General features: G+C 70.4%; 23 protein-coding genes. 10 read left to right on the top strand and 13 right to left on the bottom strand.

Annotation, left to right across the window (positions count from 1 at the left end; translation table 11 throughout):
* Positions 1 to 12: 12 nt before the first annotated feature.
* A complete protein-coding gene (locus ACIQ7M_RS24105; protein WP_403647746.1) occupies positions 13 to 342 on the top strand; it encodes a hypothetical protein in 330 nt (109 codons plus the stop codon).
* A 101-nt stretch (positions 343 to 443) separates the two neighbouring features.
* Here ACIQ7M_RS24105 and ACIQ7M_RS24100 read toward each other — a convergent pair whose 3' ends face one another.
* The 4 genes from ACIQ7M_RS24100 to ACIQ7M_RS24085 form a co-directional block, all read right to left on the bottom strand.
* On the bottom strand, positions 444 to 2,987 hold the full coding sequence (locus ACIQ7M_RS24100; RefSeq protein WP_403647743.1) for a discoidin domain-containing protein: 2,544 nt from the start codon (positions 2,985 to 2,987) through the stop codon (positions 444 to 446).
* A 407-nt stretch (positions 2,988 to 3,394) separates the two neighbouring features.
* Entirely contained in the window at positions 3,395 to 5,683 is a 2,289-nt protein-coding gene (locus ACIQ7M_RS24095; RefSeq protein WP_403647740.1) for a M4 family metallopeptidase, read from the bottom strand.
* Between the two features lie 388 nt (positions 5,684 to 6,071).
* Positions 6,072 to 7,583, bottom strand: a complete 1,512-nt coding sequence (locus tag ACIQ7M_RS24090) for an MFS transporter (RefSeq protein WP_403647737.1) — start codon at positions 7,581 to 7,583, stop codon at positions 6,072 to 6,074.
* 399 nt (positions 7,584 to 7,982) lie between these two features.
* Entirely contained in the window at positions 7,983 to 8,156 is a 174-nt protein-coding gene (locus ACIQ7M_RS24085) for a CsbD family protein (protein WP_386984072.1), read from the bottom strand.
* A 238-nt stretch (positions 8,157 to 8,394) separates the two neighbouring features.
* On the opposite strand from ACIQ7M_RS24085, the gene ACIQ7M_RS24080 reads away from it, so the two are divergent.
* Positions 8,395 to 8,931 (top strand): DUF5709 domain-containing protein, encoded by a 537-nt coding sequence (locus tag ACIQ7M_RS24080; RefSeq protein WP_403647733.1) that lies wholly within the window; start codon positions 8,395 to 8,397, stop codon positions 8,929 to 8,931.
* 93 nt (positions 8,932 to 9,024) lie between these two features.
* Here the strand turns inward: ACIQ7M_RS24080 and ACIQ7M_RS24075 are convergent, their stop codons facing one another.
* From ACIQ7M_RS24075 to ACIQ7M_RS24065, 3 genes are all read right to left on the bottom strand, one after another.
* Positions 9,025 to 9,195, bottom strand: a complete 171-nt coding sequence (locus ACIQ7M_RS24075; protein ID WP_403647729.1) for a hypothetical protein — start codon at positions 9,193 to 9,195, stop codon at positions 9,025 to 9,027.
* A 348-nt stretch (positions 9,196 to 9,543) separates the two neighbouring features.
* Positions 9,544 to 10,560, bottom strand: coding sequence for an SRPBCC family protein (locus tag ACIQ7M_RS24070; RefSeq protein ID WP_403647726.1), 1,017 nt, complete (start codon positions 10,558 to 10,560; stop codon positions 9,544 to 9,546).
* Between the two features lie 4 nt (positions 10,561 to 10,564).
* Positions 10,565 to 11,536 carry a histone protein gene (locus ACIQ7M_RS24065; protein ID WP_403647723.1) on the bottom strand — a complete coding sequence of 324 codons (972 nt, stop codon included), beginning with the start codon at positions 11,534 to 11,536 and terminating at the stop codon, positions 10,565 to 10,567.
* Between the two features lie 166 nt (positions 11,537 to 11,702).
* On the opposite strand from ACIQ7M_RS24065, the gene ACIQ7M_RS24060 reads away from it, so the two are divergent.
* The 8 genes from ACIQ7M_RS24060 to ACIQ7M_RS24025 are packed head-to-tail and all read left to right on the top strand — an operon-like array spanning position 11,703 to position 15,499.
* The gene (locus ACIQ7M_RS24060) at positions 11,703 to 12,053 is read left to right on the top strand and encodes a gas vesicle protein (RefSeq protein ID WP_403647720.1); all 351 of its coding nucleotides are present in this window, start codon (positions 11,703 to 11,705) and stop codon (positions 12,051 to 12,053) included.
* 27 nt (positions 12,054 to 12,080) lie between these two features.
* Complete coding sequence (locus tag ACIQ7M_RS24055; RefSeq protein ID WP_403647717.1) at positions 12,081 to 12,545, top strand: gas vesicle structural protein GvpA; 465 nt, start codon at positions 12,081 to 12,083, stop codon at positions 12,543 to 12,545.
* 3 nt (positions 12,546 to 12,548) lie between these two features.
* Entirely contained in the window at positions 12,549 to 13,262 is a 714-nt protein-coding gene (locus tag ACIQ7M_RS24050; protein ID WP_403647714.1) for a GvpL/GvpF family gas vesicle protein, read from the top strand.
* A gap of 10 nt (positions 13,263 to 13,272) precedes the next feature.
* The gene (locus ACIQ7M_RS24045) at positions 13,273 to 13,524 is read left to right on the top strand and encodes a gas vesicle protein GvpG (RefSeq protein WP_403647711.1); all 252 of its coding nucleotides are present in this window, start codon (positions 13,273 to 13,275) and stop codon (positions 13,522 to 13,524) included.
* 57 nt (positions 13,525 to 13,581) lie between these two features.
* Positions 13,582 to 13,995 (top strand): gas vesicle protein, encoded by a 414-nt coding sequence (locus tag ACIQ7M_RS24040; protein WP_403647708.1) that lies wholly within the window; start codon positions 13,582 to 13,584, stop codon positions 13,993 to 13,995.
* Positions 13,976 to 14,854 (top strand): GvpL/GvpF family gas vesicle protein, encoded by an 879-nt coding sequence (locus tag ACIQ7M_RS24035; RefSeq protein ID WP_403647705.1) that lies wholly within the window; start codon positions 13,976 to 13,978, stop codon positions 14,852 to 14,854. Before ACIQ7M_RS24040 ends, ACIQ7M_RS24035 begins: the two co-directional genes overlap by 20 nt.
* Positions 14,851 to 15,096 carry a gas vesicle protein gene (locus tag ACIQ7M_RS24030; RefSeq protein ID WP_382780063.1) on the top strand — a complete coding sequence of 82 codons (246 nt, stop codon included), beginning with the start codon at positions 14,851 to 14,853 and terminating at the stop codon, positions 15,094 to 15,096. The genes ACIQ7M_RS24035 and ACIQ7M_RS24030 overlap by 4 nt, the downstream gene beginning before the upstream one ends.
* A complete protein-coding gene (locus ACIQ7M_RS24025) occupies positions 15,086 to 15,499 on the top strand; it encodes a gas vesicle protein K (RefSeq protein WP_403647702.1) in 414 nt (137 codons plus the stop codon). Before ACIQ7M_RS24030 ends, ACIQ7M_RS24025 begins: the two co-directional genes overlap by 11 nt.
* A gap of 8 nt (positions 15,500 to 15,507) precedes the next feature.
* On the opposite strand, the gene ACIQ7M_RS24020 is transcribed toward ACIQ7M_RS24025, so the two are convergent.
* The 6 genes from ACIQ7M_RS24020 to ACIQ7M_RS23995 form a co-directional block, all read right to left on the bottom strand.
* On the bottom strand, positions 15,508 to 17,538 hold the full coding sequence (locus tag ACIQ7M_RS24020; RefSeq protein ID WP_403647699.1) for a beta-galactosidase: 2,031 nt from the start codon (positions 17,536 to 17,538) through the stop codon (positions 15,508 to 15,510).
* Positions 17,535 to 18,878 (bottom strand): glycoside hydrolase family 36 protein, encoded by a 1,344-nt coding sequence (locus ACIQ7M_RS24015; protein WP_403647696.1) that lies wholly within the window; start codon positions 18,876 to 18,878, stop codon positions 17,535 to 17,537. Before ACIQ7M_RS24015 ends, ACIQ7M_RS24020 begins: the two co-directional genes overlap by 4 nt.
* A gap of 49 nt (positions 18,879 to 18,927) precedes the next feature.
* Entirely contained in the window at positions 18,928 to 19,824 is an 897-nt protein-coding gene (locus ACIQ7M_RS24010; RefSeq protein WP_386984047.1) for a carbohydrate ABC transporter permease, read from the bottom strand.
* Entirely contained in the window at positions 19,821 to 20,801 is a 981-nt protein-coding gene (locus ACIQ7M_RS24005) for a carbohydrate ABC transporter permease (protein ID WP_403647693.1), read from the bottom strand. The genes ACIQ7M_RS24010 and ACIQ7M_RS24005 overlap by 4 nt, the downstream gene beginning before the upstream one ends.
* An 8-nt stretch (positions 20,802 to 20,809) precedes the next feature.
* Positions 20,810 to 22,120, bottom strand: coding sequence for an ABC transporter substrate-binding protein (locus ACIQ7M_RS24000; RefSeq protein ID WP_403647689.1), 1,311 nt, complete (start codon positions 22,118 to 22,120; stop codon positions 20,810 to 20,812).
* A gap of 573 nt (positions 22,121 to 22,693) precedes the next feature.
* Positions 22,694 to 23,668: a LacI family DNA-binding transcriptional regulator gene (locus tag ACIQ7M_RS23995; protein ID WP_403647686.1), complete on the bottom strand. Its 975-nt coding sequence runs from the start codon at positions 23,666 to 23,668 to the stop codon at positions 22,694 to 22,696.
* Positions 23,669 to 23,860 lie beyond the last annotated feature (192 nt).

Raw genomic sequence — 23,860 nt, 5'->3', positions numbered from 1 at the left:
GGCGTGAGAGCGATGACGGAGTCCGGGCAGCGGCGACTACGGGCGGCCGGGGCGGGCGAGTTGCCGCTGGTGACTTCGTGCGGCCGCAGGATCTTCGTGAAGGAGCTGCGCCTGCCCACACCGGGCCGGCAGATCGGCCGCGTGACCCTGGACGTGGGCCCGGACCAGGGCGACGAGCACGGGGTGTGGGCCTCGCTGACCCCCGCCGAGGCTCGTGAACTGGCCCGTCGTCTCCTGGCGCACGCCGCCGGGGTGGACCCGGCGGGACCGCCCGACGAGGAGGCGGCCCGGCCGCACGACACGCGGCTCGACACGCCGCGCGGCACGACACGAGCCCGGTGAGGGTGCCGGCGCTCCCCCGGACCGGGGTGGAGCGCCGGCACCCATGTACCGGTCAGGCGGCGCCGTTCAGGATCACGGGAACCGCGTGACCTCGTTCAGGATCACGGGAACTGCGTGACCTTGGACGGGACGGTGTCCGTCCCCGAGGTGGGCGCGCCGGTGTTGTTGACGACATGGGCGTACTGGCCCTTGCCGCCCAGGGAGATCACCAGGATGTCGTGCAGCTTCACCCCGGTCTTCACCGGGACCTGGAAGCCGTGCGCCTGGACGATCGACGAGTCCGTGGTGAAGTTGCAGTAGCTTCCCAGACCCCAGGCCTCGTGCGTGGAGACGGAGTCGGCGACCTTGTAGGCCGCGTATCCGACGATGCCGTCGTGGGTGACGGCGGCGGCGTTGGGCACGTCGTACGCCTTCTCGTTCTGGAAGAAGATCGTGCGCCCGTTCTCGCCGTTCCACAGCACGTCGTACTTGTTGAAGTGTTCGACGAACAGGCCGGTCGCCAGCACGTCGTCGCCGTTGACCACGAGGCCGTAGTCGGCGCGGTTGGTGTCCCAGCCGACCCCTTCACCGTGGTCGGCGCGCCACAGCCAGGTGTGGTCGATCACGACGTCGTCGCTGTTGACCACGACCGAGTTGGTGGCGAGGCCGGGGCCCGCGCCGCCGATCCGCACGAACACGTCCTGCATCGTCGTGGGGTTGGCGGAGTGGTCGGCCGAGGAGCCCGACGGGCCGATCTGGAGCAGGGTGTTGGAGTTGGAGCGGCCCGCGTCGATCAGGAATCCGGCGAGCCTGACCCCGTCGACGTCGGCGACGTGCATCGCGTCGATGCCGTTGTCCGGCACGATCGTCGCGAGGCCGAGACCCAGGACGACGGTGTTGGCCCGGGTCACGTCGATCGTCCGGTCGAGGTGGTAGACACCCGGGGTGAACAGCAGGTTGAGGCCCTGGGCGAGGGCCGCGTTGATGGTCTCGGCGGTCGCGCCGGCCTTGACGACGTAGAACTGGTCGAGCGGGATCGACGTGCCGGCCGTGTTCGGCCACGAGACACCGCGGGCGTTGGTGCGCTTGGAGGGCACGAACACCTTGTAGGTGCTGCCGTCCAGGTAGAGGTAGGGCTTCTCGCGGGAGACCGGGGTGGTGTCCAGAGTGGTGTAGGGGCCGGAGTCGAAGTTCGTCGCCGGTGCTCCCTGGACGCCGGTGAAGGTCATGTTCCAGACGCCGTTGGTCCAGCCGCCGACGGAGCTGTCACGGGTGTACCACTGCTGCTGGGAGTACGGGCCGACCGTACCGTCGATCTTGGAGTCGGCGATGTAGCCGCCGGAGGCCCAGCCGTAGCCGTTCGGGGCCAGGTTGAGGCCGCCCTGTACGTGGATGCGGCGGAAGGGCGCGGCCTGGGCCACGGCCCAGCGGTCGGTGCCGTTGACCGGGGTGATCGACAGGTTCTCCGCCGAACGCCAGAAGTTCTGGGTGGCGTTGCCGTTGAACCAGCCCGCGTCCACGGTGATGTCGCCGTTGATGTGGACGTCGTCGGGGTTCTGGCCGAGGCCCGAGACCGAGGTGTAGAAGCCGACCTGGGCGTTGATGTTGTTGTACGTGCCGGGCTTCATCAGGAACTGGTAGCGGGCGGAGCCGAACTGGTTCGACTCCTGCTGGGCGAAGACCTGGTCGAACTTGCCCTGGAGATCGGGCGTCGAGGGGTCCACGACGATGACGTTGGGCCCGAGGTCCCCGCCGCCCTGCACGGGCGGGACGCTGCTCCCTGTGCCGGTGTGGACGGCGACCTCCCACAGTGAGTAGCCGTACGCGGAGCCGCGGGTCGTCCCGTAGATCCGTACGTAGCGGCCCTTGCCGGAGACGTCGTAGGAGGCGGTGCCCCCGGTGCCGTCGGTGACCGACTTGAGGACGGTCCAGTTCTGGCCGTCCGTGGAGGACTGGATCTGGAAGGCCCTGCCGTACGCGGCCTCCCAGTTGAGGTCGACCCGGCACAGGTCGGCGGAGGCGCCCAGGTCGACCTGGACCCACTGCGGGTCGGAGAAGGCGCTGGACCAACGGGTGCCGGTGTTGCCGTCGAAGGCGGCCGAGGCGGGGCTCGCCGCGTTCTCGGTGGAGGAGGCGGTGGCCGTCCTGCCCTGCGCCGCGTTGGCCGTGTCGCAGGTCGCCGGGGTGGTGGTGCCGCCGGTGCCGAAGACCTGGAACTCCCAGAGGGAGTAGCCGTACGGGGTCGCGCGGTGGACGCCGTACATCCGTACGTAGCGGCCCTGGCCCGAGACGTCGAGGGTGTCGGTGCCGCCGTCGCCGCCGGTCACCGTCTTGATGTCGGTCCAGGTGCTGCCGTCCGGTGACGTCTGGACGCGGTAGTCACTGCCGTACGCGGCCTCCCAGTTGAGGACGACCTTGGTGATCGTGGCCGAGGCGCCGAGGTCGACCTGGAGCCACTGGGTGTCCGTGGCGGCCGAGGACCAGCGGGTGGCGTTGTCGCCGTCGACGGCGTAGGCGGCGGGGGTGCCCCCGTTCTCGTCCGACGAGGACGTGGCCGTCTTGCCCTGGGACAGGGGGAGTTCGGCCGCTGCGGCCGGTCTCTGCAAGGGCAGGGTGACGAGCGCGGCCATTGCGGCCAGCGCGACACCCAGGGTTCTGAGTTTCATGCCGTGACTCCATGCGGGTGGGGTGACGAGCGGAGCGGACACACTTGTTGAGCGACTGTGGACACAGCCGCTTACGAGAGGAGAACTGTGAACCGGCCTTCCGGCGCGCTTAGTTCACGCTTTGATTTAAGTAATGAACCATCTGGGTGGCAAGTCCCGTGACACGAGATTCTTCAACTTGTGTGTGCCGGGCCCGCGTTGGCGGGGCGCTCCGGGGTCGCGACCTGGACGCGGGGCGTCTCCGACGGGCGGGAGCACGTCCGGTTCCGTCAAGGCTTGAAGACGACGCATGGCCGCGGGCGTCCCGCCGCCCGGAGGGGGCGGGACACCCGCGGCCATGGAGTGGCGCGGACAGCGGACCGCCCGGACCGCGACTGCGGTCCGGGCGGGATCGGGTCAGTTGAGGATCAGGGCGTGATCCTCCACTGCTGGATGTAGCCGACGTCGATCGACGCGAGGTCGCGGACGCGCAGCTTCCAGGTGCCGTCGACGGGTTGCGCGGAGGCGTCCACCGTGAACGTCTGGTCCACGTTGTCGGCCGAGCCCCCGCTGCGGTTCAGCAGGGAGTACACGGTTCCGTCGGGGCCGACCAGATCGACCGTCAGATCACCGCGGTAGGTGTGGACGATGTTGACGTAGACCTCGGTGGTCGCCGAGGCGTTGCCCGGCCGGCCCGTGATCGTGATGGGCGACTCGACCGCCGGGCCGACGTCGGGGATGTCGACGCGGGTGCTGTTGGCGTAGACGTACGCGATCCGCCAGTGGAAGGCCACCGACACGGCCGCGCCGGTGCTGTCGGTCACCGTGACCGTCGTGTCGCTGGTCCCCGGTGTGACGGGGGTCCCGGAGATCAGTCCGGTGTCGGCGATGGACAGTCCCTCGGGCAGCCCGGTGGCCGTGTAGGTCAGGCTCGCACCGGTGTTGGTGGTGTAGGCGTCCACCTGGAGGGAGACCTCCTGGCCGACCCCGGACGTCTGGTCGGTGAGCGGGGCGACGTTGACCCCGAGGGCGATACGGTCCCCGACGTTGATGGCCGCCCAGGCGTCCGCGACGGCGAGATACGTGGGGCTGTAGGCCCCGTAGAGGTCGCCGGCGGCCCGCAGCGTGGCGGCCCTCGCACCGGCGTAGTCGGTCGAGGACGTCATGTAGGTCGTCAGCGCGCGGTACCAGATCCCGGCGGCGTTCTCGATGCCGATGCCGGTCACGGGCAGACCGTCGTGGGTCGGGCTGTCGTACGACACTCCGTTGACGGTCTTCGCGCCGCTGCCCTCGGAGAGCAGGTAGAAGAAGTGGTTCGCCGGTCCCGAGGAGTAGTGGACGTCGATGCCGCCCAGCGAGGAGTCCCAGTAGTCGCGGGAGGAACCGTCCCTGGAGGGCTTGTCCATGTAGCGCAGCGGCGCGCCGGTGCCGCGGATGTCGATCTTCTCGCCGACCAGGTAGTCGGGCACGTCGGCCGCGAGGTTCTCGTGGAACTCCACGGCCGCGGCGAAGATGTCCGAGGTCGCCTCGTTGAGACCGCCGGACTCTCCCGCGTAGGTGAGGCCCGCGGTGGCCGCGGTCACGCCGTGGCTCATCTCGTGGGCGGCGACGTCGAGGGCGGTCAGGGGGTGCGTGTTGCTCGCGCCGTCGCCGTAGGTCATGCAGAAGCAGCTGTCCTGCCAGAAGGCGTTGACGTAGTTGTTGCCGTAGTGGGCCCGGCTGTAGGCGGCGACCCCGTCGTTACGGATCCCGTTGCGGCCGAAGACCTGCTTGTAGTAGTCCCAGGTCGCCGCCGCTCCGTAGGCGACGTCGACACCCGCGGTCTGCCGGTCGCTCTGGGCGCCGCTGCCCCAGACATCGTTGTCGTCCGTGAACAGGGTGCCGGTGCCGGAGGTTCCCTGGTTGAGGTCGTAGGTGCGATGGCCCGCGCGGTCGGCGTCGACCAGTTGGTACGAGGATCCGGACGGCGTGGTGGAGAGCGGCACCGTACCCACGTACTGGCCCGTCCCCGTGCCCGTCTCGACCGCCTCGTACCGGGAGGCGACCTTGCCCGAGGACGCGTCGGTGACGACATGCAGTTCGCTGGGTGTGCCGTCGCGCTGGACGCCGTCGACCACCGACTCCCAGGCGAGGACCGGGCGGGTGCCCGCGGCCCAGACGACGAGCCGGGGCGCTCCGTCGGCACGGGACCCCGTGACGGACGCCTTCCGGCTCAGCGCGAGGGCCTTGGCCGCGGCGACGGTGGCGGGAATCCTCGGCGTGAGGCTCGGTACGGCGACGGCTGCCCGGCTCGCCTCGGACACGGTGCTCCGGCCGCTCTTCAGGTGCACGACCAGGTCACCGCCGAGCACCGGCAGTCCCGCGTAGGTGCGCTCGTAGCGCGTATGGGTCGTACCGTCGCCGTCCTGGGTGACGTCCTTGACGACGAGTTTCTCGCGGGCACCGAGGCCGAGGCGCTCGGCGGTGGCACTCGCGGCCGATCCCGCGCTCTTGACCAGCGCGGCACGCCGGGCGGGCGACAGCGGGACCTGGCGGGCAGCGGACCGGGGTTCGGCGGCGACGCGGGCGACGGTCCTGGTGGGCGACGGATCGGCGGGGGCCGCGGACGCGGGAGCCGGGCGGACGGCGAGCGCCAGTAACGAGCTCGCGGCGGTGAGGGCGAGGAGGGCGGCGCGTCTGCGCCGGGGGGCGGAAGGGGATTGCCGGTTCAAGGTCATCTCCATCTGCGAGGGGGGTGGCCCGGGCGGCCCGGCCGTCGGGTACGGCCGGTCCGTGGAGACCCGGGCGGGAAGCGGCGCCGCAGCGACTGCCGCACGATGGCGCTCGCGGAGTCGGCGGCGCGTGAATCGTCGGGGTGCGGGTGCGCGGGAAGGGGACGTTCCGGAGGGGATGAGGTCACTGGTGCGTGTACGAAGCGTGCATGGCCGACAGCAGAGTGACACCCATCTGATGACCTTGTCATGGAGCGGACAAGACTTCGGCTTGAACTGGCCATTACCTACTGCGAGTTCATCCGCCCGTCACACCTTTTCGGCCGCTGTGCGTTGGCTGTGAGCAGGGCCGACGGCCCGGGCTTCCCCACGGCCGGTTTCCCTCGTGCGCGTCTCAGGGGTGATGCACGTGGGTGTGTTCGTGCGGCGTCCCGGAGGGGCGGCCCGGCGACCGGGGTTCGTGGTCGCGCAGCCAGTCGTGAACCGCCAGGGCGAGGGCGCACAGGATGGCCACGATCCCGGAGCCGACGGCGATCACCAGGGCCGAGCGGAAGTCGTGCCGTCCCGTGCCGAGCACCATGTAGAAAAGCCCCGGCAGCGCCGCCGTACCGACGGCGCCGCCCAGCCGCTGGGCCGTCTGCAGGGCGCCGCCGGCCGCGCCCGCCATCCGCACCGGCACGTCCCGGAGCGTCATCGTGACGTTCGGCGAGATGACGCATCCGCTGCCCAGCCCGCCGACGAACAGGGCCGGCGCCGCGTACCACACGGTCTGATCCCCGGGAGCGAGGCGCAGGATCAGCACGGCACCGCCGAGCCCCAGGGCGACCGCGGTGAGGCCGCAGACGGTCAGCAGCCGGCCCAGCCGCTCGACGAGCCGTCCGGCCACCACGGCCGCCGCGGCCGAACCGATGGCGAAGGGGGTCACCGCGAGCCCCGAGCGCAGCGGGGAGAAGCCCTGGCCGTTCTGGAAGTACAGCGCGAACACCAGCCACACCCCGCTGAACCCCACGAAGTACAGGGCGGCGATGGCCGCTCCGGCGGCGTAGCCTCGGGTGCTCGTCACCAGGCGCGGATCCAGGAGCGGCTGCCCGTCGGCCGCCGTCAGCCGCCGTTCCCACCAGGCGAACACCACGAGAAGGCCCAGCCCGACCAGGAAGAGCCACCACAGCCTTCGTACGCCGCCGGACTCGGCCAGGATCAGGGGAAGCATCAGCGCCAGCACCCCGCTGCCGAGCAGCAGGACGCCGCGCAGATCGAGCCGTTCCCGGCGGCGCGGAGCGACCTCGGGCAGCAGTCGCAGGCCCAGCAGGAAGGCGACGGCGCCGACCGGCACGTTCACGTAGAAGATCCAGCGCCAGCCCTGGGGCCCGCCGGCGAGCATCAGGATCAGGCCGCCGATGACGGGGCCCACCGCGCTGGAGATGCCGACGGTCGCGCCGAAGAGCCCGAACGCCCGCCCCCGCTCGGCACCCCGGAACATCTGCTGGATGAGGGCGGAGTTCTGCGGTGCCAGACACCCGGCGGCCACGCCCTGGGCGAGTCGAGCGACGACGAGGAGGGTGATCGTCGGCGCGGCGCCGGCCGCGGCACTGCACAGGACGAAGGCGGCCAGGGCCAGGAGGAAGATCCGCCGTCGGCCGATCGCGTCGCCCAGTCGTCCGGCCGTCACGAGAACCAGGGCGAAGGTGAGGGCGTAGCCGGAGACGACCCACTGGATCGACGGGGCGGAGGCGTGCAGGGCGCGCTGCATGGAGGGCAGGGCGACGGCGACGATGGTGACGTCGAGCAGGCTCATGAACCCGGCCGTCAGGGTGACCCACAGGGCGCGCCAACGCCGCGGATCGGCGCCCTCGGCCGGCCCTCGCGCGGGGTCCCCTCGTCCGTCTTCCTGCGCGTCCGGTTCCACGCCGGGGACTCCTCTCAGCCGCCCCCCACCATCTTCGGCCCGTGGGGGCGCGGGGCAACACGAGCTCGGGGGGCCGCGCGCCATGCGCACGGCTGACGGCGGGGTGGGCGGACGTTGTCCGCCCCGGCGCGGCGCTCTCGCCGTGCGGTCGGCCCGGAGCGGCCGGCGGCGGGCTCTCAGCGGGCGCTGAGCGTTCCCGGGCCCTCGGCGGCGCTGGGTCCCGGGCCCTCAACGGGCGCTGACGGTCCCGGGTCCTCGGCGGGCGCTGACCGGTCCCGGGTCCTCGGTGGGCGCACGACCGTGGGGCCCGTTCCCCGGAACGGGCCCCACGTGGTCGGCCTGGCGGCCGTGCCGGCTTCCCGGAGACCGGGAGTCCGCCTTCCGCCCTTTCGGCGTTTGTCAGCCCTTGAAGACGTCCTTCGTCTTCTCCTTGGCCGCCCGTGCGTCGCCCTTGGCCTTCTCGGCCCGGCCCTCGGCGGTCATCCGCTCGTTGCCCACGGCGCGCCCGGCCGCTTCCTTCGTCTTGCCCTTGGCCTGTTCCATCTTGGCCTTGGCCTTCTGCTCGCCACTCACGATGTCTCACTCCCCATCACGATCGGCTTCGAGTGTCAGGAGTCGGGTGACCCGTCCCACGGGTACCAAACGTGGAGATCGAGAATCATCGCCCGCCGTTCGGTGACCCTCCGTGATCGCACGCGGTTCCGGCATGCCGGAACCGGTGTGCTGGGTGAGCCTGGAGACATGGGCCGATGACATTCGGATCCGTCCGGAGGATCGTGCCCGTCTCGGGCAGCAGAGCGAGGACGACGTCATGGGTGATGAGGTCTACCAGCCGGGAGGTCCCGACATCCGCGAGGACGAGGGCATCCTCGATCCGGAGGACACCCTCGAATACCGGGGCTCGGACCCCTTCGACGACGGGTGGTCGCCGCCCGAGCGCCCGCTCGCCGTGGACCACCTGGGCACCACGGCGCGTGAACAGCGCCAGGGGGAGAGCCTGGACGAGAAGCTGGCCGAGGAGCGGACGGATCCGGCCCTGCGGGACCCCGACGAGGACGACGAGTCGGACGACCTCAGGGACGACGGAGGCGAGCCCCTCGACAACGAGGTGGGCCCCGATCCCGAGGAGAGGTTCCTGGCCCTCGACGTGGGCGCCCACGTCGACGCCGAGCACGACATGATCGCCGAGGACGTCGGTGCCGAGGGAGACGCGGACCCCGCCGAGCAGGCCGACGTCCACCTGATCCCGGACGACGACATGCCCGAGCGCCTGGTGGACGAGGGCGTGCGGCGGCCTCCGGCGGACGAGATCCGCCGGCTGCGCTCCGAGACGGACTCCGCCTCCTGACGCCCACCCGTGTCGGCTTTCCTAGGCCCGAACGAACCGTGACGGCTTCCCGGCCCGCGGACGGGCCGGGCCGTACGGAGAAGTGACGTCCGGTCAGTCCTCACCCCTGACGATGTTCCAGTCGGGGGCGGTCCGGTCCTGGCGGGCCGATGTCCCGGCTGTCGCCGGAAGGCAGGTCCGCGGGTCGGTCCGGCGCCGGCGGCGCGCCTGCGCCCATCCCGTCTCCGGTCGCGAGGTGCTCCTGGTCCCGATGTCGGCGGTCATGGCTCCTTCTCATCCTTTCGGTCGGTCCCGGCTCGGCCTGTCTCCGGACCCGTCGGGTCCGGTGTTCGTGCGACTCCGGGCTGTCGCCACGGGTCCCCCGCCGGGGCGGGAGGAAACCGGCCGCGCCGCATCGCGCATCCCGCAGCCACCGGACCCGGCCGGGTGGCGGGGCCGGTGCCCCACGGGGTCGGCGAGGTCCGTGCCCTACGGGGTCGGCGAGGCCTGTGCCCTACGGGGTGGCAAGGGACGGTGTCCTGTCGGCATGCCCACGCGAGGTCCGCGCCTTACGGGGTGGCAAGGGGCCGTGCCCTGTCGGCATGCCCACGCGGCGTGCCCGGGTGCTCGTCCCTATTGCTCCTCGTCCTCGTCCTCGTACTCCCCGTCCTCCTCGTCGTACTCCTCCCCCGCTTCGCCGTCCTCCTCCGGGACCTCTTCGTCCGCCTCCGGGAGCTCCTCGTCCTCCTCTTCCTCTTCCTCGGGGAGCTCCTCGTCCTGGTAGTCCTCCGCGCCTTCCTCGTCCTCCTCGCCCGCTGCCGCTTCCTCCTCCTCCAGCGCCTCCTCGTGGGTGCGGACCACCTCGCCGCCGCGTATCTCGCCGCGCCAGCCCTCGGCTTCCTCGTCGGTGAGCGTGACGTAGCGCTGGAAGTGCTTGAAGTCCAGCCGCAGACGGCGGCCTTGGGCGCGCCAGATGTTGCCGGTCTTCTCGAAGAAGCCGGACGGGTAGTACTCGACGACGACCACGATGCGGGTGAGGTCCGGTGTGAGCTCGTGGAAGCTGACGCAGCCGCGTGTACTGCCCTTGGCGCCTTCCGAGGTCCATTCGATCCGCTCGTCCGGAACCTGTTCCTGGACGGTCGCCTTCCAACTCCGGGTGGACGGGCCGACCTTGACCTTCCAGTCGCTGCCGCCTTCGCCGTCCTGGGAGGCACTGCGCACACCCTTGGTGAAGCTGCTGAACTTCTCGAACTGGGTCCAGTGGTCGTAGGCCTTCCGGACCGGGACACCGACGTCCAGCACCTCGATGATGTTCATGACCTTGGTGCTGCCGGACTTGGCCTTGCCGCCGCCCCCGCCGCCGAAGGCCTCCTTCACCTTGCCGACGACGCTGTCCTTGGCGCTCTTGGCCTTCTCCGACACGATCGCCTTCAGCGGCGATTCCCCTTGCAGGATGCGAGAACCGGCTCCGAGCAGGGGGCCGCCGTTCTCGGCGGAGTCGAAGAGGTTGTCGGTGACGTCCGCGACCTTGTCACCGGCCTTCTCCACCAGGTGTTCCAGTTGGGCGCCCAGGAAGTCGGTGAGCTCGTCGCGCAGCGCGTCCAGGCCCGAGACTCCGGCGTTGTCCTTCTCGCGTTCTTTGGTGGCCATGGCCCTACCTCCGTCGTCCGGAAGCGCTCTTGGCCGTCTTGGACGAAGATCTCTTCGCGGCGGTCTTCTTGGCGGGCGCCCTCTTCGCTGCGGTCTTCCTCGCCGGAGCGGTCTTCTTCGCGGCGCCGGCGCTCTTCTTCGCGGGGGACCGCTCGGCCGCGGCCTTCTTGGCCGGAGCTGCCTTCTTCGCGGGCGCCTTCTTCGCCGCGGTCTTCTTCGCCGGGGGCGAGGTCTTCTTCGCGGCCTTCTTCGCCGGCCGTTCCGCCGCCGATGTCTTCTTGGCCGCGGTCTTCTTCGCCGCGGGCCTCCTGCCCGAACCACTGGCGGCCGAAGGCGCGCTCTTCCTCGCGGCCTTCTTCGCGGTCCCGCCGGGCGGGGATCCGGCGGCGCGCCCGCCCTCCGCCTCCCGTGCGCCCCGGCGCTGCCTTCGCGGCCGCTCGGGCTGCTCTTCCTGCTCTTCCTCTTCTTCCTCTTCCTCCGGCTCCTCCTCTTCGGCTTCGCCCTCGGGTTCGCCGTCGCCCTCGTCCTCCTCGTCCTCCTCGTACTCGTCTTCGTACGCGTCGTCGCGCTCGTCGTCCGCCTGGTCGGGACCCTCGTCCTCGTCGTACGCGTCCTCCTCGAAGTCGCCCTCGCCCTCTTCTTCGTCCTCGTCCCTCTCGGGCTTCTCGCCGACACGCAGTGTTCGTGCGTGGAGGCTGTCGGCCAGCTCACCGAGGCGGCGGTCGGCCGTGGCCGCCAGGGCCTTGCGGCCGGCGTCCATCAGTTCGCCGCGCACCTGCTCCTGGAGCTCCGCGACACCCGGTACGTCCGAAAGCCGCTTCAGCCCTTCCGTGGCCAACTGCTTCGGATCGAGAGCGAATCGGCGCCCGGCGATATACGTGGCCGCGGCGAACGCGAGGCGGCCCTTCTTCGTACGCCCGAGTAGGTAGCCTCCGGCGACAGCCGCGGCCAGAGCGATCTTGGTTGTGTCATCCATGAACCTTTTCCCTTCGGACCACGCAGCCCTCACCTCCCCCGGAGCCACGCGCTCAGCGGGCGGCCTCAGGGCAGGCCGTCCACACCTGACGCCCCAAGTACCCCTATATGATGAGATTGCACGCTTTTTTCCAAGTACGGCGTCCCTCCCGACGACCGGAGACACCATGGCCGCAGCAGAGCCCGCCAAACGGCGACCGAGCGCCGACGGTGGTGCCGCGCGCCGGCGGCCCACCGGTGACCGCGCGGCCCGCTCACGCTCCGGAGGCGCGGCCCATGCCATCCGTTCGGCGGTGGAACAACTCCACACGCTGCTCGGCCGAGCCCCCGAGTCCGTTTCCGCGATCAGACCCACCGACGACGGTTGGGAGGCGGATGTGGAGGTACTCGAACTGGAGCGCGTCCCCGAGACCACCAGCGTGATGGCCACCTACCGAGTGACCCTGGACAAGAAGGGCGACCTGGTGGCCTACGAGAGGAAGCGCCGCTATACGCGTGGACAGATCGACCGGCGCTGATACATCACGCCGGTGAAGGGAGGCACCATGACCATGGTGCCGCAGAGTAGTGGCAACGTCGCCCGGAGCGGCGGATCCGGCACTCTCTACGACGTTCTGGAACTGATTCTCGACCGCGGGCTCGTCATCGACGTCTTCATCCGTGTGTCCCTCGTGGGCATCGAGATCCTGAAGATCGATATACGCATCGTCGTCGCCAGCGTCGACACCTATTTGCGCTTCGCCGAGGCGTGCAACCGCCTCGACCTGGAGTCCGGCGACAAGGCACCGTCCAAGCTCACCGACATCGTCGGCGACACGATGGAGTCCGGCGCGAAGGGCAAGTCCAAGGGAGCCCTGAGCGGCGCCGCCGAGGCTGTCACCGACACCCTCCGGGGAGTGACAGGCAAGGGCGACGACGAGGAGGAAGAGGAGGAGACGGTGGAACGACGGCGGCGGCCTGCCAAGCGATCTTCCCGGCGGGAGCGCAGCACGTCCCGCGCGGAGGAGTGAGCCATGGCCGTATACATCTACTCGATCACGTTCAAGGACCATCCGCTGCGCCTCGACGGGCTCGAAGGGGTCGGCGCTGCGGCCTCCCCGCTGCGCACGGTGACCGCAGGGCCGCTCTGCGCGGTCGTGAGCGACGCACCGGAGGAACTGCGCCCCAAACGCAGAGACATCGGCCGTCACCAGGAGGTGCAGCAGCGTCTGCTGGCGGACGGCACCGTGCTGCCCCTCAGGTTCGGCTACACCGCCCCGGACGAGGACACGGTCAAGCAGACACTGGAGGAGCGCGGCGACGAGTACGCCGACCGACTGCGCCTGCTGGAGGGCTGCGTCGAGTACAACCTGAAGGCGTCGCAGGACGAGGAGATGCTGCTGCGGGAGATCCTCACGGATTCGGAGCAGGCCCGGCAGCTCAACGACGACATCCGCGCCGGCACGGCGGCCCCCGACACGGCCGTACGGCTCGGCGAGATGGTCGCCAACGAGGTCCGGGCCCGCCAGGAGGCACTGGCCTCGGGCGTGATCGAGGCGCTGCGCCCGTTCGCCCGGGAGATCGACTCCTCTCCGCCCACCGGTACGGACTTCCTCAACGTCTCGTTCCTGGTGAGCGAGGAGCAGGACGAGCTCTTCCTCGCCACGGAGCTGAGCCTGGCGCACCAGATGGGCGAGGGGTTCGAGTTCCGTCTCAACGGCCCCCTCCCTCCGTACAGCTTCAGCTGATGGAGAGGTCATGGGCCTGTTCACACAACTCGTCACGCTCCCCCTGGCACCCGTGCGCGGAGTCGCCTGGGTGATGGACCGGGTTCTGGAGGCCGCGGAGGACGAGTACTACGACCCCGCGCCGATACGGCTCCAACTCGCCGAGCTGGAAAGGCAGTTGAACGCCGGTGAGATCGACGAGGAGACATTCGACCGGGTCGAGGACCAACTGCTCGACCGACTGGACGAGATCAGGGCGTACCAACAGGGCGGCCCGCCCTGACCGGCCCGATCCCGATCGCATCCCGGCCCCGACCCGGGAGAACTCGAGGACACCGTCGTGAGTCAACCGCTCTCCAACCGCCTGGGCGACTATCCGTCCCGGGCCACACCGCAGTACGCGCAGGGCTCGTCCGCCAATCTGGCCGACATCCTGGAACGCGTCCTCGACAAGGGCATCGTCATCGCGGGCGACATCAGGATCAACCTCCTCGACATCGAACTGCTCACGATCAAGATCCGGTTGCTGGTCGCCTCGGTCGACAAGGCCAGGGAGATGGGCATCGACTGGTGGGAACACGACCCCTCGCTCACGTCGGGGGCCGGGGACGAGCACTCGCTGGCCGAGCAGAACCGCCGGCTGCGTGCCGAGTTGAACGCCCTGCGCCGGGACCGGGGCATCCCCGAGGTGGAGCCGGAACCGCGCGGCACCACCCGCCGAAGGGCTGATCGCGATGACGACGAGAACGAGTGAACCGGTCACCTACGCGTACGCCGTGGCACGCGCGCACCCGGACCTGGCCCCGACGCTGGCCGGACTCGCGGGAGTCTCCGGCGCCCCGGTCCACCTGATCGCCGAGGGCGGGGAGGACGGCGACGCGACGGCGATCGTTCTCGTGGTGAGCCCGGTGCCGGCCGCGGACTTCCGCGAGGAGGGGCTCAGACGGCATCTGGAGGACCTGAACTGGCTGGAGGCGGTCGCCCGGGCCCACCACGCGATCGTGGAGGAGGTCACGGCGCTGACCCCCGCGCTGCCGCTGCGGCTGGCCACCGTCTATGTCGACGACGACAGCGCACGCGACATGCTGCGCTCCGCGATCCCGGTGTTCGCCGAGCGTCTGGATCACCTGGCGGACCAGGTCGAATGGGGAGTGAAGATCTACGTCGAGGCGGCCGCAGCCACCGCCGAGTCCGCGCCAAAGTCCACCGCGTCGGCGGACACGACTCCGGGGCGGGCCTACCTCAGCGCCCGAAGACGGCAGCGCGGCGACCGGGAGGCCGTCTATCGGGCGGCCCAGGAGGCGGCCGAGCGTGTGGCGGACGTGGCCCGCGCGTACGCCACCGACCGGGCGGCCCACCGGCCCCAGCAGGGCCCCCTGGCCGGCGACGACGCGGGCGAGAACGTCTTCAACGACGCGTTCCTGGTGCCCCGCGGGCACGGCGAGGCCTTCCGCGAGGAGGCCGCCCGAGCGGGCCGGGGCCTGCCGGGGGTCCGCGTGGAGGTCACCGGCCCGTGGGCCCCGTACTCCTTCGCGATGCCACCCCAGGAGGCCACGGACGACGTGGCGGGCACCGGCGGAACCGGCGGCGACGTACGGGGTGTCGCGCCATGACCGTGCCCGGCCCCTCGGCCTCGGCCTCCCTGGAGCCGCTGCCGGACCGTCAGGTCGCGCTGGTCGACCTGCTGGACCGCCTGCTCGCCGGAGGGGTGGTCCTGACCGGTGACGTGATGCTGTCCATCGCCGACATCGATCTCGTACGGATCTCGCTGCGCGCGCTGATCGTCTCCGTCAGCGCGGAGAATCCGTCGCCCTGGGACCGGTCCGCTCCCCCGCGAGGCGGCCATGCCGGCTGAGGACGACGGCACCCAGGGCGCCGCGGACCCCCTGGAAGAGGCGGCGGAGGCCGCGGCCCGGGCCTTCCGGCTGCTGCCGGCCGCGCCCACGGACCGGCCGCGACCCGGCACGCGGGGGCGCGCCGCGGCCGGGCGGATCAACACCGACCCGGACACGGTCGAGCGTGATCTCATGCGGCTGGTCCTGACGCTGGTCGAACTGCTGCGGCAGGTCATGGAACGTCAGGCGCTGCGCCGGGTCGACCAGGGTGATCTGAGCGAGGAGGACGAGGAACGGCTGGGTACGACGCTCATGGTCCTGCACGACCGGATGCGCGACCTGTGCGCGACCCACGGCCTCACCATGGAGGACCTCAACCTCGACCTCGGCCCGCTGGGCCCCCTGCTCCCGCCCCCCGACTGATCCGGCGGCTACCCGCCCGTCGCCCGCGGCTTCCTCAGTACCGCCACCTCCCCCGGATCGACCCGCAGGGAGCCCGACAGGGTTTTGCCGGTGAGGAGTTCGGTGGTGCCCGGGGGGACCGGGATGTCCGCGCCCCGGCCCGCGTGGTCGATGACGAACACGTAGTCGGCGTCGCGGCCCCGGCGGCGGACCGTCTCCACTCCCGGGGGCAGGTCACCGGCGTCGGTGACCCCGGCCTCGGCGCGGATGCGGTCCAGCAGGGCGGTGAGGGTGTCCGGGTCGGGAAGGGTCGCCAGGTACCAGGCGGTGCCCGCGCCGTGGGGGTGTCTCGTCACCGCCGGGACCCCCGCCAGGGGACCGTCCGTGTACGTGGCGATGGGCTCGGCGCCGTTCAGGCGCAGCCGTTCCGACCACAGCGTGGCCGTGGCGCCCGAGGGCACCTGGCCGGTCAGTCCGGCCGACTCGCCGGGGAGGAGGGGGAAGAGTTCGTCGCCGCGGATGCCGAGCGTGTCGCGGAAGGCGCCCGGGTAACCGCCCAGCCGGATGTGGCAGTTCTCGTCGACGGCCCCGCTGTGGAAGCCGATCGCGAGGGTGCCGCCGCGCTCGACATGGCCGGTCAGGTTCGCGGCGCCGGCCTCGTCCACGAGGTAGAGGCTCGGGGCGAGGACGAGGCGGTAGGCCGAGAGGTCCACGTCCGGGCGGACGAAGTCGACGGCCACGCCGGACCGCCACAGGGGCTCGTACCAGGCACGGACCAGATCCTTGTACCGGAGGTCGCCACTGGGCTGGGAGGGCAGTTCCAGTGCCCAACGGGCGTTCCAGTCCCAGACGATGGCGACTTCGGCGGTGCCGGTGCTGCCGCGTACCTCGGCCAGGGCCTTGAGATCGGCGCCGAGGCGGACGACGTCCTGCCAGATGCGGCTGTCCGTGCCCGCGTGCGGCAGCATCGCCGAGTGCCACTGTTCGGCGCCCGCCTTCGCGGCCCGCCACTGGAAGTAGGCGATGCCGTCGGCGCCGTGGGCCACATGGGCGAGGGCGTTGCGGCGCATCTCGCCGGGAACCTTGGCCCGGTTGACGGGCTGCCAGTTCACGGCGCCCGTGGAGTGTTCCATGAGCAGCCAGGGCCCTGCGGCCAGCGACCGTGTGAGGTCGCCGCAGAGCGCGACGTCGATCTCGGAGGCCGGGTCGGCGGACATCAGGTAGTGGTCGTTGGAAACGATGTCGAGTTCCGGCGCCCACCGCCAGTAGTCGAGCGCGTCGAAGGTGTCCATGACCATGAAGTTGGTGGTGGCCGGTGTCGCGGGGGCGGCCGCGCGCAGGACGTCCCGCTCCGCCGTGTACAGCGACAGCAGTTCGTCGGAGCAGAAGCGACGCCAGTCGAGCTGGTGCGTGGGGTTGGGGACGGCCCCGGTGGCGCGGGGCGGCAGGATCTCCTCCCAGTCGTAGTACCACTGGCTCCAGAACGTGGTGCCCCAGGCGTGGTTGAGGGACGCCAGGTCGTCGCCGTAGCGGACGCGCAGCCAGTCACGGAAGGACCGCGCGCTGATGTCGCAGTAGCAGGCCGCGTTGTGGCAGCCGTACTCGTTGTGGATGTGCCACATCACGACGGCCGGGTGGGCGGCGTAGCGTTCGGCGAGCGCGCCCGTGACTCGGAGGGCCGCCGCGCGGTAGGCGGGGCTGCTCGGGCAGAACGTCTGCCGGCTGCCGTACGTCAGCGTGCGGCCGTGCCGGTCGACCGGGAGCGCGTCGGGGTGCGCCCGGAAGAACCAGGCGGGCGGAGCGGCCGTGGGGGTGGCGAGGTCGGCGGCGATGCCGTTCTCGTGGAGGAGGTCAAGGAGCCGGTCCATGCGGGTGAAGTCGAAGCGTCCCTCGGAGGGCTCCATGAGGGCCCAGGAGAAGATGCCGACGCTGACCATGGTGACGCCGGCCTCGCGCATCAGGCGCATGTCCTCGGCCCAGATCTCCTCGGGCCACTGTTCGGGGTTGTAGTCGCCGCCGTAGACGATGCCGGGGACGGAGAGGGTGCGTTCGGCGTTCATGCGGCTCCTCCCGAGGCCGGCGCGTGTCCCGAGGACAGCAGTCGGCGGGTGGTGGCCACGCCCCACTCGTCGAGGGACAGCAGTCGGTCGCTGGAGGCCATCAGGCCGCCCGTGGCCTCGACATGGGCCGCCCAGCGTTCGCGGGTCTCGACGACGGGGCGGGCCATCAGGCAGTCGGGGTCGTTGATCCACAGGCGCCGGTGCTGCCACTGGCGGCCGGTGCCGGTGAACTCGGCGGCGTCCTGGCCGGGTTGGCTGTGGTCGCCGGCTTCGGGGCGCCGGTGCGGGGCCGTGTCGGGGCTGACCCGCATGGCGTCGAACAGGCCGATGGACGGGAGGACCGGCGCTCCGCAGCCCAGGAGGTAGGCGTCGGGGCCGATGGCCTCGCGGATGAGGGCGATTCCGTCGCGGTAGGCGGTCAGCGCGTCGGCCCCGGAGTGCCGGGCGCCGTCCAGTGCCCCCGCGTAGAGGAAGTCGGTCTTGAAGTAGTCGTAGCCCTCGGCGCGCAGGGTGGCGTAGACGTCGGTCAGATAGGACCGGGCCTCGGGGTGGGTGATGTCGAGGGTGTACAGGTCGTGGTCCCAGTTGTGACCGGCGTGCAGGGGCGCGCCCCGCTCGTCGTGGACCAGCCACTCGGGGTGGTGTGCGGCGAGTTCGCTGTGCGGCGCGACAAGGAACGGCGCGGTCCAGATCCCCGCGCGACGGCCGCGCGCGCGGATGGTGTCCGCGAGGGCCGCGCGGGAACGGAAACGGCCCGAGAGGGTGAGCCAGTCGCCGAGCGCGCTCTGGTAGCCGTCGTCGATCTGGACGACGTCGACGGGGAGTTCGAGGGTGTCCATGGCGCGGAGGTTCTCGTGGATGTCGTCCTCGGTGACGGCGGTGAAGTACTCGTACCAGGAGCACCACACCGTCGGCGCGGGCCGCGGGGCGGGGATCGCGAGGGCGTCGGCCCAGGCGGCGAGCGCGCCCTGGATTCCGTCCGGTCCGGCGTGGGCGGACTCCGTGACCGCGCCGTCGGCGCTGATCTCGGCACGGCCGTCGTGGACGGTCAGCCGGATCGAGGGCACCGAGACGGCCGGGTCGGACGCCGCCCACAGCCGCACCGGGGAGCCGTCGCCCGGGTCCAGCGCGAGCAGTCCCTCGCCCTGGAAGGTCGCGGGCGGGGCCGTGCGGCCCGGCCGGTAGCAGACGGTCGCCCAGTTGTCGTTCGTCGGGCGATACGGGGTGTCGTCGAGGGCGTAGGAGCCGCTGGGGCTCCAGGACTGCCAGCCCTCCTCGTGGACCCGCGCGGTGCGCGGGTCCACGGGTACGGAGGCCACGGGGGTGAAGGATGGGGGCACGTCGTTCTCTTTCACGTGGAGCCGCCTGGGAGTTTCGGGTGGTGTCGTCTCAGCTCTTGTTGGCGCCGAGGGTCAGACCGCTGACGAACTGCCGCTGGAGCGCGAAGTACACGACGAGCGTGGGAATCGCGGTGAGCAGGGCGCCGGCGGCGACCAGGTTGGGGTCCGTGAAGTACTGGCCGGACAGGTTGTTCAGGGCCGAGGTGATCGGCATGTTCTCGCCGGTCGAGATCAGCACGAGGGCCCAGAAGAAGTCGTTGTAGATCCAGATCGACAGCAGGGTCGCCAGGGCCGCCATGGCGGGCTTGCACAGCGGCAGGGTGATCTGCCAGTACAGCCGCCAGACCGAGGCTCCGTCCACGAGCGCCGCCTCGGTCAGCTCGTCCGGCAGGGAGCGCATGTAGTTGCTGAGCACGAACGCGCAGAACCCGGACTGGAAGGCCACGTGGATCAGCACGAGGCCGAGCGCGGAGTCGTACAGCTTGCCGCTCGCCGTGATGCCGGGCAGGTCGGTGAGCAGGTACATCCGGTAGAGCGGGGTGATGACGACCTGCTGCGGAAGCAGATTGCCGGCCGTGAAGACCAGCAGCAGCGCGAGGTTGAGGCGGAAGTCGAAGCGGCTGACGTAGAACGCGACCATCGACGACAGGAACAGGGTGAGCAGCACGGCCGGCACCGCGATCAGCAGGGTGTTGACGAAGTAGTGCGTCATGTCCGACTGCTCGAAGGCGTTCTTGAAGTTGTCGAGGTTCAGCGTGTCGGGCCAGGACACATAGCCCTTGTCGCTGGTCTCGCTGTACGGGCGCAGGGCCGAGAAGACCGCCCACAGCAGTGGGGCGAGCCAGGCCAGGGCGGTACCGGCGAGGAAGACGTGCAGCAGGACGCGGCCCGGGCGCAGTGGTGTGCGCTGCCGGGGCGCTCCGGTCGCGAGGGTGGAGGCGCTCACGCTCGTCGCTCCTTCCGGAAGGTCGCGATCAGGTAGGGGACGATCACGACGAGGGAGATGACCAACAGGACCACGGCGATCGCCGAGCCGTACCCGATGCGGCTCGACTCGCCGATGATGTTGTTGGTCACCAGGATCGAGAGCAACTCGGTCCCCTGGGCGCCCTTGTTGAAGACGAAGACCAGGTCGAAGGCGCGCAGCGACTCGATGATGGTGACGACCAGCACGACGGTGTTGGTGGGGCGCAGCGTCGGGAAGATGACGTGTCTGAACGTCTGCCACTCGTTGGCGCCGTCGAGCGCGGCGGCCTCCCTGAGGGACGGGTCGACGCCCTTGAGCCCGGCCAGATAGAGGATCATCATGTAGCCGGTGTGCCGCCAGGAGGCCGCGACGAGGACGGCCCACAGGTTGAGGTCGGGGTCGCCGATCCAGTCGATGTAGTGGCCGGGCTCGTTGGCGCCGATGAGACTGTTGATCAGGCCTGTGTCCGGGTTGTAGACGAGTTGCCAGACGAATCCGATGCACGCCATCGAGATGACGACCGGCAGGAAGAACGCGGTCTGGTAGACGCGGCTGAAGCGGATCCTCTTGTCCAACTGGACGGCGAGGAAAAGGCCGAGCGGTGTCGGGATCAGGATGAGCACGACGAACCAGATGACGTTGTGCTGGAGGGCGGGCCAGAACTGCGGGTTGTCGTTGAAGAGTTGCTTGAAGTTCTCGAGGCCCACCCACTTGATCGAGTCGAACCCGATGCCGTCCCAGGTGGTGAAGGCGAGGGCGATGGAGGCGAGGGCGGTGACCCAGACCAGGGCCACGTGCAGGACCGTGGGCACGCCCGCCATGAGGGCGAGCGTGAACCGGTCTCGGCGGGTCAGCAGGCGCCTTCGGCCCCGTGCTGCCCGCTTCGGTGCGGAGGCGGCGCCCGGGGGCGGCTCGGTGGCCGCCTCCGGGGAGTTCGTCGTCGTTTCGGTGGTCATGATGTCGCTCACGCGGTCGCGAAGATCTGCTTCTTCTGGCGTTCGATCGACGACAGCAAGCTGTCCACGCCCTTGGGGTTCTGGAGGAACTTCTGGAGTCCGGGCTGCATCACCGTCGAGGTGAAGTCGGGCCGGGAGTCGCGGTCCATGAACTGCGTCAGGGTCTTGGCGCCGCCGATCATGTCGAACGCCTTCTTCTGGAGCGCCGAGTACGCGGAGGTGTCGGCCTTGCTGGAGGCGGCCACGACGCTCGGGTCGCCCTTGAGGTAGAGCTCCTCCGCGGCCGGACTGCCCATGTACTCCAGCAGCTTGAGCACTCCGGCATGGTTCTTGGGGGCCTTGCTGACCATGAGGCCGTCGGTGGGCGCCTCCACGGTGTCCTGGCCGTACGCGGAGTCGATCTCCGGGAAGGGGAAGAAGTCGAGGTCGTCCAGGTCTTCCTTCTTGGTGAACTGCTGGGCCACGAAGGTGCCGAGGAGGTACATGCCGGCCTTCTTGGCGACCAGCGTCTGCGCGGCGTCCTGCCAGGTGCGGCCCATGAAGCCGTCCTGGTGGTACGGGAGGAGTTCGGCCCAGTGGTCGAAGGTGGCCTTGACCTTGGCGTCGGTCCAGGAGGCCTTGCCGGCCATGAGCTGGACGTGGAAGTCGTAGCCGTTGAGGCGGAAGTTGATCTGGTCGAAGGTGCCCATCGCGGGCCAGGCGTCCTTGTCGCCGAAGGCGATCGGGACGAGCTTGTCCTTCTTCATCCGCTTGCACAGGGCGATGAGTTCGTCCCACGTGGTGGGGACCTTGTAGCCGTACTGCTGGAACACGCTCTTGCGGTAGAAGACCGCCCACGGGTACGTCGTCATCGGGACGAAGTAGTACTTGCCGTCCTCGCCCTTGCTGAGCTTCTTCATCGCCTCGGGGAAGTTGTCCCCGATCTTCGCCCACACGTCGTCGATCGGCGAGGCGAGCTTCTTGGCCGCGAAGAACTGCATGCGGTACCCGGCGAACCAGTTGAAGACGTCGTCCGGCGTGCCCTGCAGATACGAGTTGATCTGCTCCTGGAAGGTGTTGTGGTCCTTCGTGTTGACGTCGACCGCGATGCCGGACTGCTTCTTGAAGTCCGCGTAGACGTCGGCGAAGGCCTTCTTCGGCACGGCGTCGGACGCGTTGGAGCCGACGGTGACCGTCTTGGGGTCCGACGCCGTGCCGCTGCCGCCGCAGGCGCTCAACAGGGGTACGCCCGCGCCGAGGGCGACCGCGCCGCCGATTCCGCGGATGAGGGTGCGACGACTGGGCGTTGGGGCGGACAGACCCGAGAGGGGAAGGTGCATGACGGCTCCTGAGGGCAGGGTTCGGTCGAGTTGGTCGGCGGGGAGGCCGAAATCGATCAGAAACCAACTCGACCGAACAACGTGGGCGTAATGACAGCCTCATGTCGCCACCGCGTCAAGACCTCGCACCCGCCTTACTCGAAACGTGACCGACACGTCACGGACTACCCTCATGGGCCTCGCAAAAGGGCGTAACGCCACTGGTACGGACCATCGGGCCCATCACCTCGCCCGGTCCGCCGACCCCCACGCGACGCGCCGCACGACAGCGTCGACGATGTTGGCTTTCGCGACTCAGTCACTCAAAAGCAAACAGGTGCTGGTTGAATTTGTTTACAGGCAGCGCACATCGACGAGCGGGTCATTCCCTGCCAAATACGGCAGACCGATGACGGGTCAGGGGTCGCGGACCCCCGGCCGGTGCTCGTCCGGCCCTCAGTCTCGCGCAACGTAATCGATTACGCCACCGGCCTCGACTATCGATCGGGCAAAGGCGCGCGAGGGAAAAGGCTTACCGGGGGCGGCGGTTCACGCCTGCCGGACGGCCGCGCGCGGTCGAGGAGGCCGCGGCCGTCAGACCGACGCGCGCGCCACGAAGGTCGTGCCGACCCGCACGGTCCTTCGCCTCGTCCGGCCGTCGATCTGCTCCAGGAGGAGCCCGGCCGCGACGCGGCCGACCTCGCGCGCCGGGTAGCGGATGGTCGTCAGACGCGGCCGGACGAGCGAGGCGAACTCGATGTCGTCGTGCCCCACCAGCGACACATCGCCGGGAATGTCGAGCCCGAGACGCTCGGCCGTGTCCATGGCGCCGACGGCCGTGATGTCGTTGCCGCACAGCACCGCCTCGGGCCGGAGCCGCGCGCGCATCAGCCGTTCGAAGCCCTCCGCTCCCGCCTCGCGCGTGTGCTCGCCGTGGACGATGTGCTCCCGCGCGATGCGCAGCCCCGCATCGGCCGCGTGCCGCCGGACGCGTTCCAGGCGCGGATCACCGCCCGCGGCGTCCAGCGGACCGGCTATCACCCCGATGCGGCGCCGGCCGGTGGCCGCCACGTGCGCCAGCGCCTCACGGACCGCGCCGTCGGCGTCGGGCGTCACCAGATCGACGTCACCGAACGAGACGTCGGCGCTGACCACCGCCGGGATTCCGGCGGCGCGCAGCACGTCGAAGGCGTCGGTGGGGAGCCGGAACGGCGTCATCACGACGCCGGCGAACCGCTGGTGCACCACTTCGTGGAGCAGCGCCTCCTCCTCGTCCCGCCGGGCTCCCGTGCTGCTCACCAGCACGTGGTAGCCCCGGCCGCGCAACTCGTCCTGGATGGCACGGGCGAGCAGCGCGTAGAAGGGGTTGGCGATGTCCGGCACGACCAGGGCGACCATGGTGGACTTGCCCGTACGGAGGCTGCGGGCGACGGGGTTGAGGGTGAATCCGAGCCGCTCGATGGCCGATTCGACCGCTGTGCGCGTCTCCTCCGTGACCGGACGTTTTCCGCTCAGGACATACGAGACGGTGGCGGACGAGACTCCCGCGGCCCGCGCCACATCACTCATGGTCACCCGCTGCCGCATCGGCGTCCGCCCCTTCTCCGACCGCAACCCTACCGGCGTCCTCCCGTCGACGAGGTTCCGGCCGGTCGCGACCCGTCCCGCATCCGCGCAGGTCCGCGCCGCGGGCGGGCCGGCGCCGGGGTCAGGGGCTCGCTCGGAATCTTCGCGATGACCCCAAAACAGTCAATCGTCAAC

The sequence above is a fragment of the Streptomyces sp. NPDC096324 genome (assembly GCF_044763015.1).
Lineage (GTDB): Bacteria > Actinomycetota > Actinomycetes > Streptomycetales > Streptomycetaceae > Streptomyces.
This window is presented reverse-complemented; position numbering and strand designations above follow the sequence as displayed.

Coding starts and splice junctions, on each gene's coding strand:
- ACIQ7M_RS24060 (WP_403647720.1), top strand. CDS start 11,703: ATGGCCGCAGCAGAGCCCGCCAAACGGCGACCGAGCGCCGACGGTGGT.
- ACIQ7M_RS24105 (WP_403647746.1), top strand. CDS start 13: ATGACGGAGTCCGGGCAGCGGCGACTACGGGCGGCCGGGGCGGGCGAG.
- ACIQ7M_RS24035 (WP_403647705.1), top strand. CDS start 13,976: ATGACGACGAGAACGAGTGAACCGGTCACCTACGCGTACGCCGTGGCA.
- ACIQ7M_RS24080 (WP_403647733.1), top strand. CDS start 8,395: ATGGGTGATGAGGTCTACCAGCCGGGAGGTCCCGACATCCGCGAGGAC.
- ACIQ7M_RS24055 (WP_403647717.1), top strand. CDS start 12,081: ATGACCATGGTGCCGCAGAGTAGTGGCAACGTCGCCCGGAGCGGCGGA.
- ACIQ7M_RS24100 (WP_403647743.1), bottom strand. CDS start 2,987: ATGAAACTCAGAACCCTGGGTGTCGCGCTGGCCGCAATGGCCGCGCTC.
- ACIQ7M_RS23995 (WP_403647686.1), bottom strand. CDS start 23,668: ATGAGTGATGTGGCGCGGGCCGCGGGAGTCTCGTCCGCCACCGTCTCG.
- ACIQ7M_RS24020 (WP_403647699.1), bottom strand. CDS start 17,538: ATGAACGCCGAACGCACCCTCTCCGTCCCCGGCATCGTCTACGGCGGC.
- ACIQ7M_RS24065 (WP_403647723.1), bottom strand. CDS start 11,536: ATGGATGACACAACCAAGATCGCTCTGGCCGCGGCTGTCGCCGGAGGC.
- ACIQ7M_RS24005 (WP_403647693.1), bottom strand. CDS start 20,801: ATGACCACCGAAACGACGACGAACTCCCCGGAGGCGGCCACCGAGCCG.
- ACIQ7M_RS24045 (WP_403647711.1), top strand. CDS start 13,273: ATGGGCCTGTTCACACAACTCGTCACGCTCCCCCTGGCACCCGTGCGC.
- ACIQ7M_RS24095 (WP_403647740.1), bottom strand. CDS start 5,683: ATGACCTTGAACCGGCAATCCCCTTCCGCCCCCCGGCGCAGACGCGCC.
- ACIQ7M_RS24000 (WP_403647689.1), bottom strand. CDS start 22,120: ATGCACCTTCCCCTCTCGGGTCTGTCCGCCCCAACGCCCAGTCGTCGC.
- ACIQ7M_RS24050 (WP_403647714.1), top strand. CDS start 12,549: ATGGCCGTATACATCTACTCGATCACGTTCAAGGACCATCCGCTGCGC.
- ACIQ7M_RS24075 (WP_403647729.1), bottom strand. CDS start 9,195: ATGACCGCCGACATCGGGACCAGGAGCACCTCGCGACCGGAGACGGGA.
- ACIQ7M_RS24070 (WP_403647726.1), bottom strand. CDS start 10,560: ATGGCCACCAAAGAACGCGAGAAGGACAACGCCGGAGTCTCGGGCCTG.
- ACIQ7M_RS24025 (WP_403647702.1), top strand. CDS start 15,086: ATGCCGGCTGAGGACGACGGCACCCAGGGCGCCGCGGACCCCCTGGAA.
- ACIQ7M_RS24030 (WP_382780063.1), top strand. CDS start 14,851: ATGACCGTGCCCGGCCCCTCGGCCTCGGCCTCCCTGGAGCCGCTGCCG.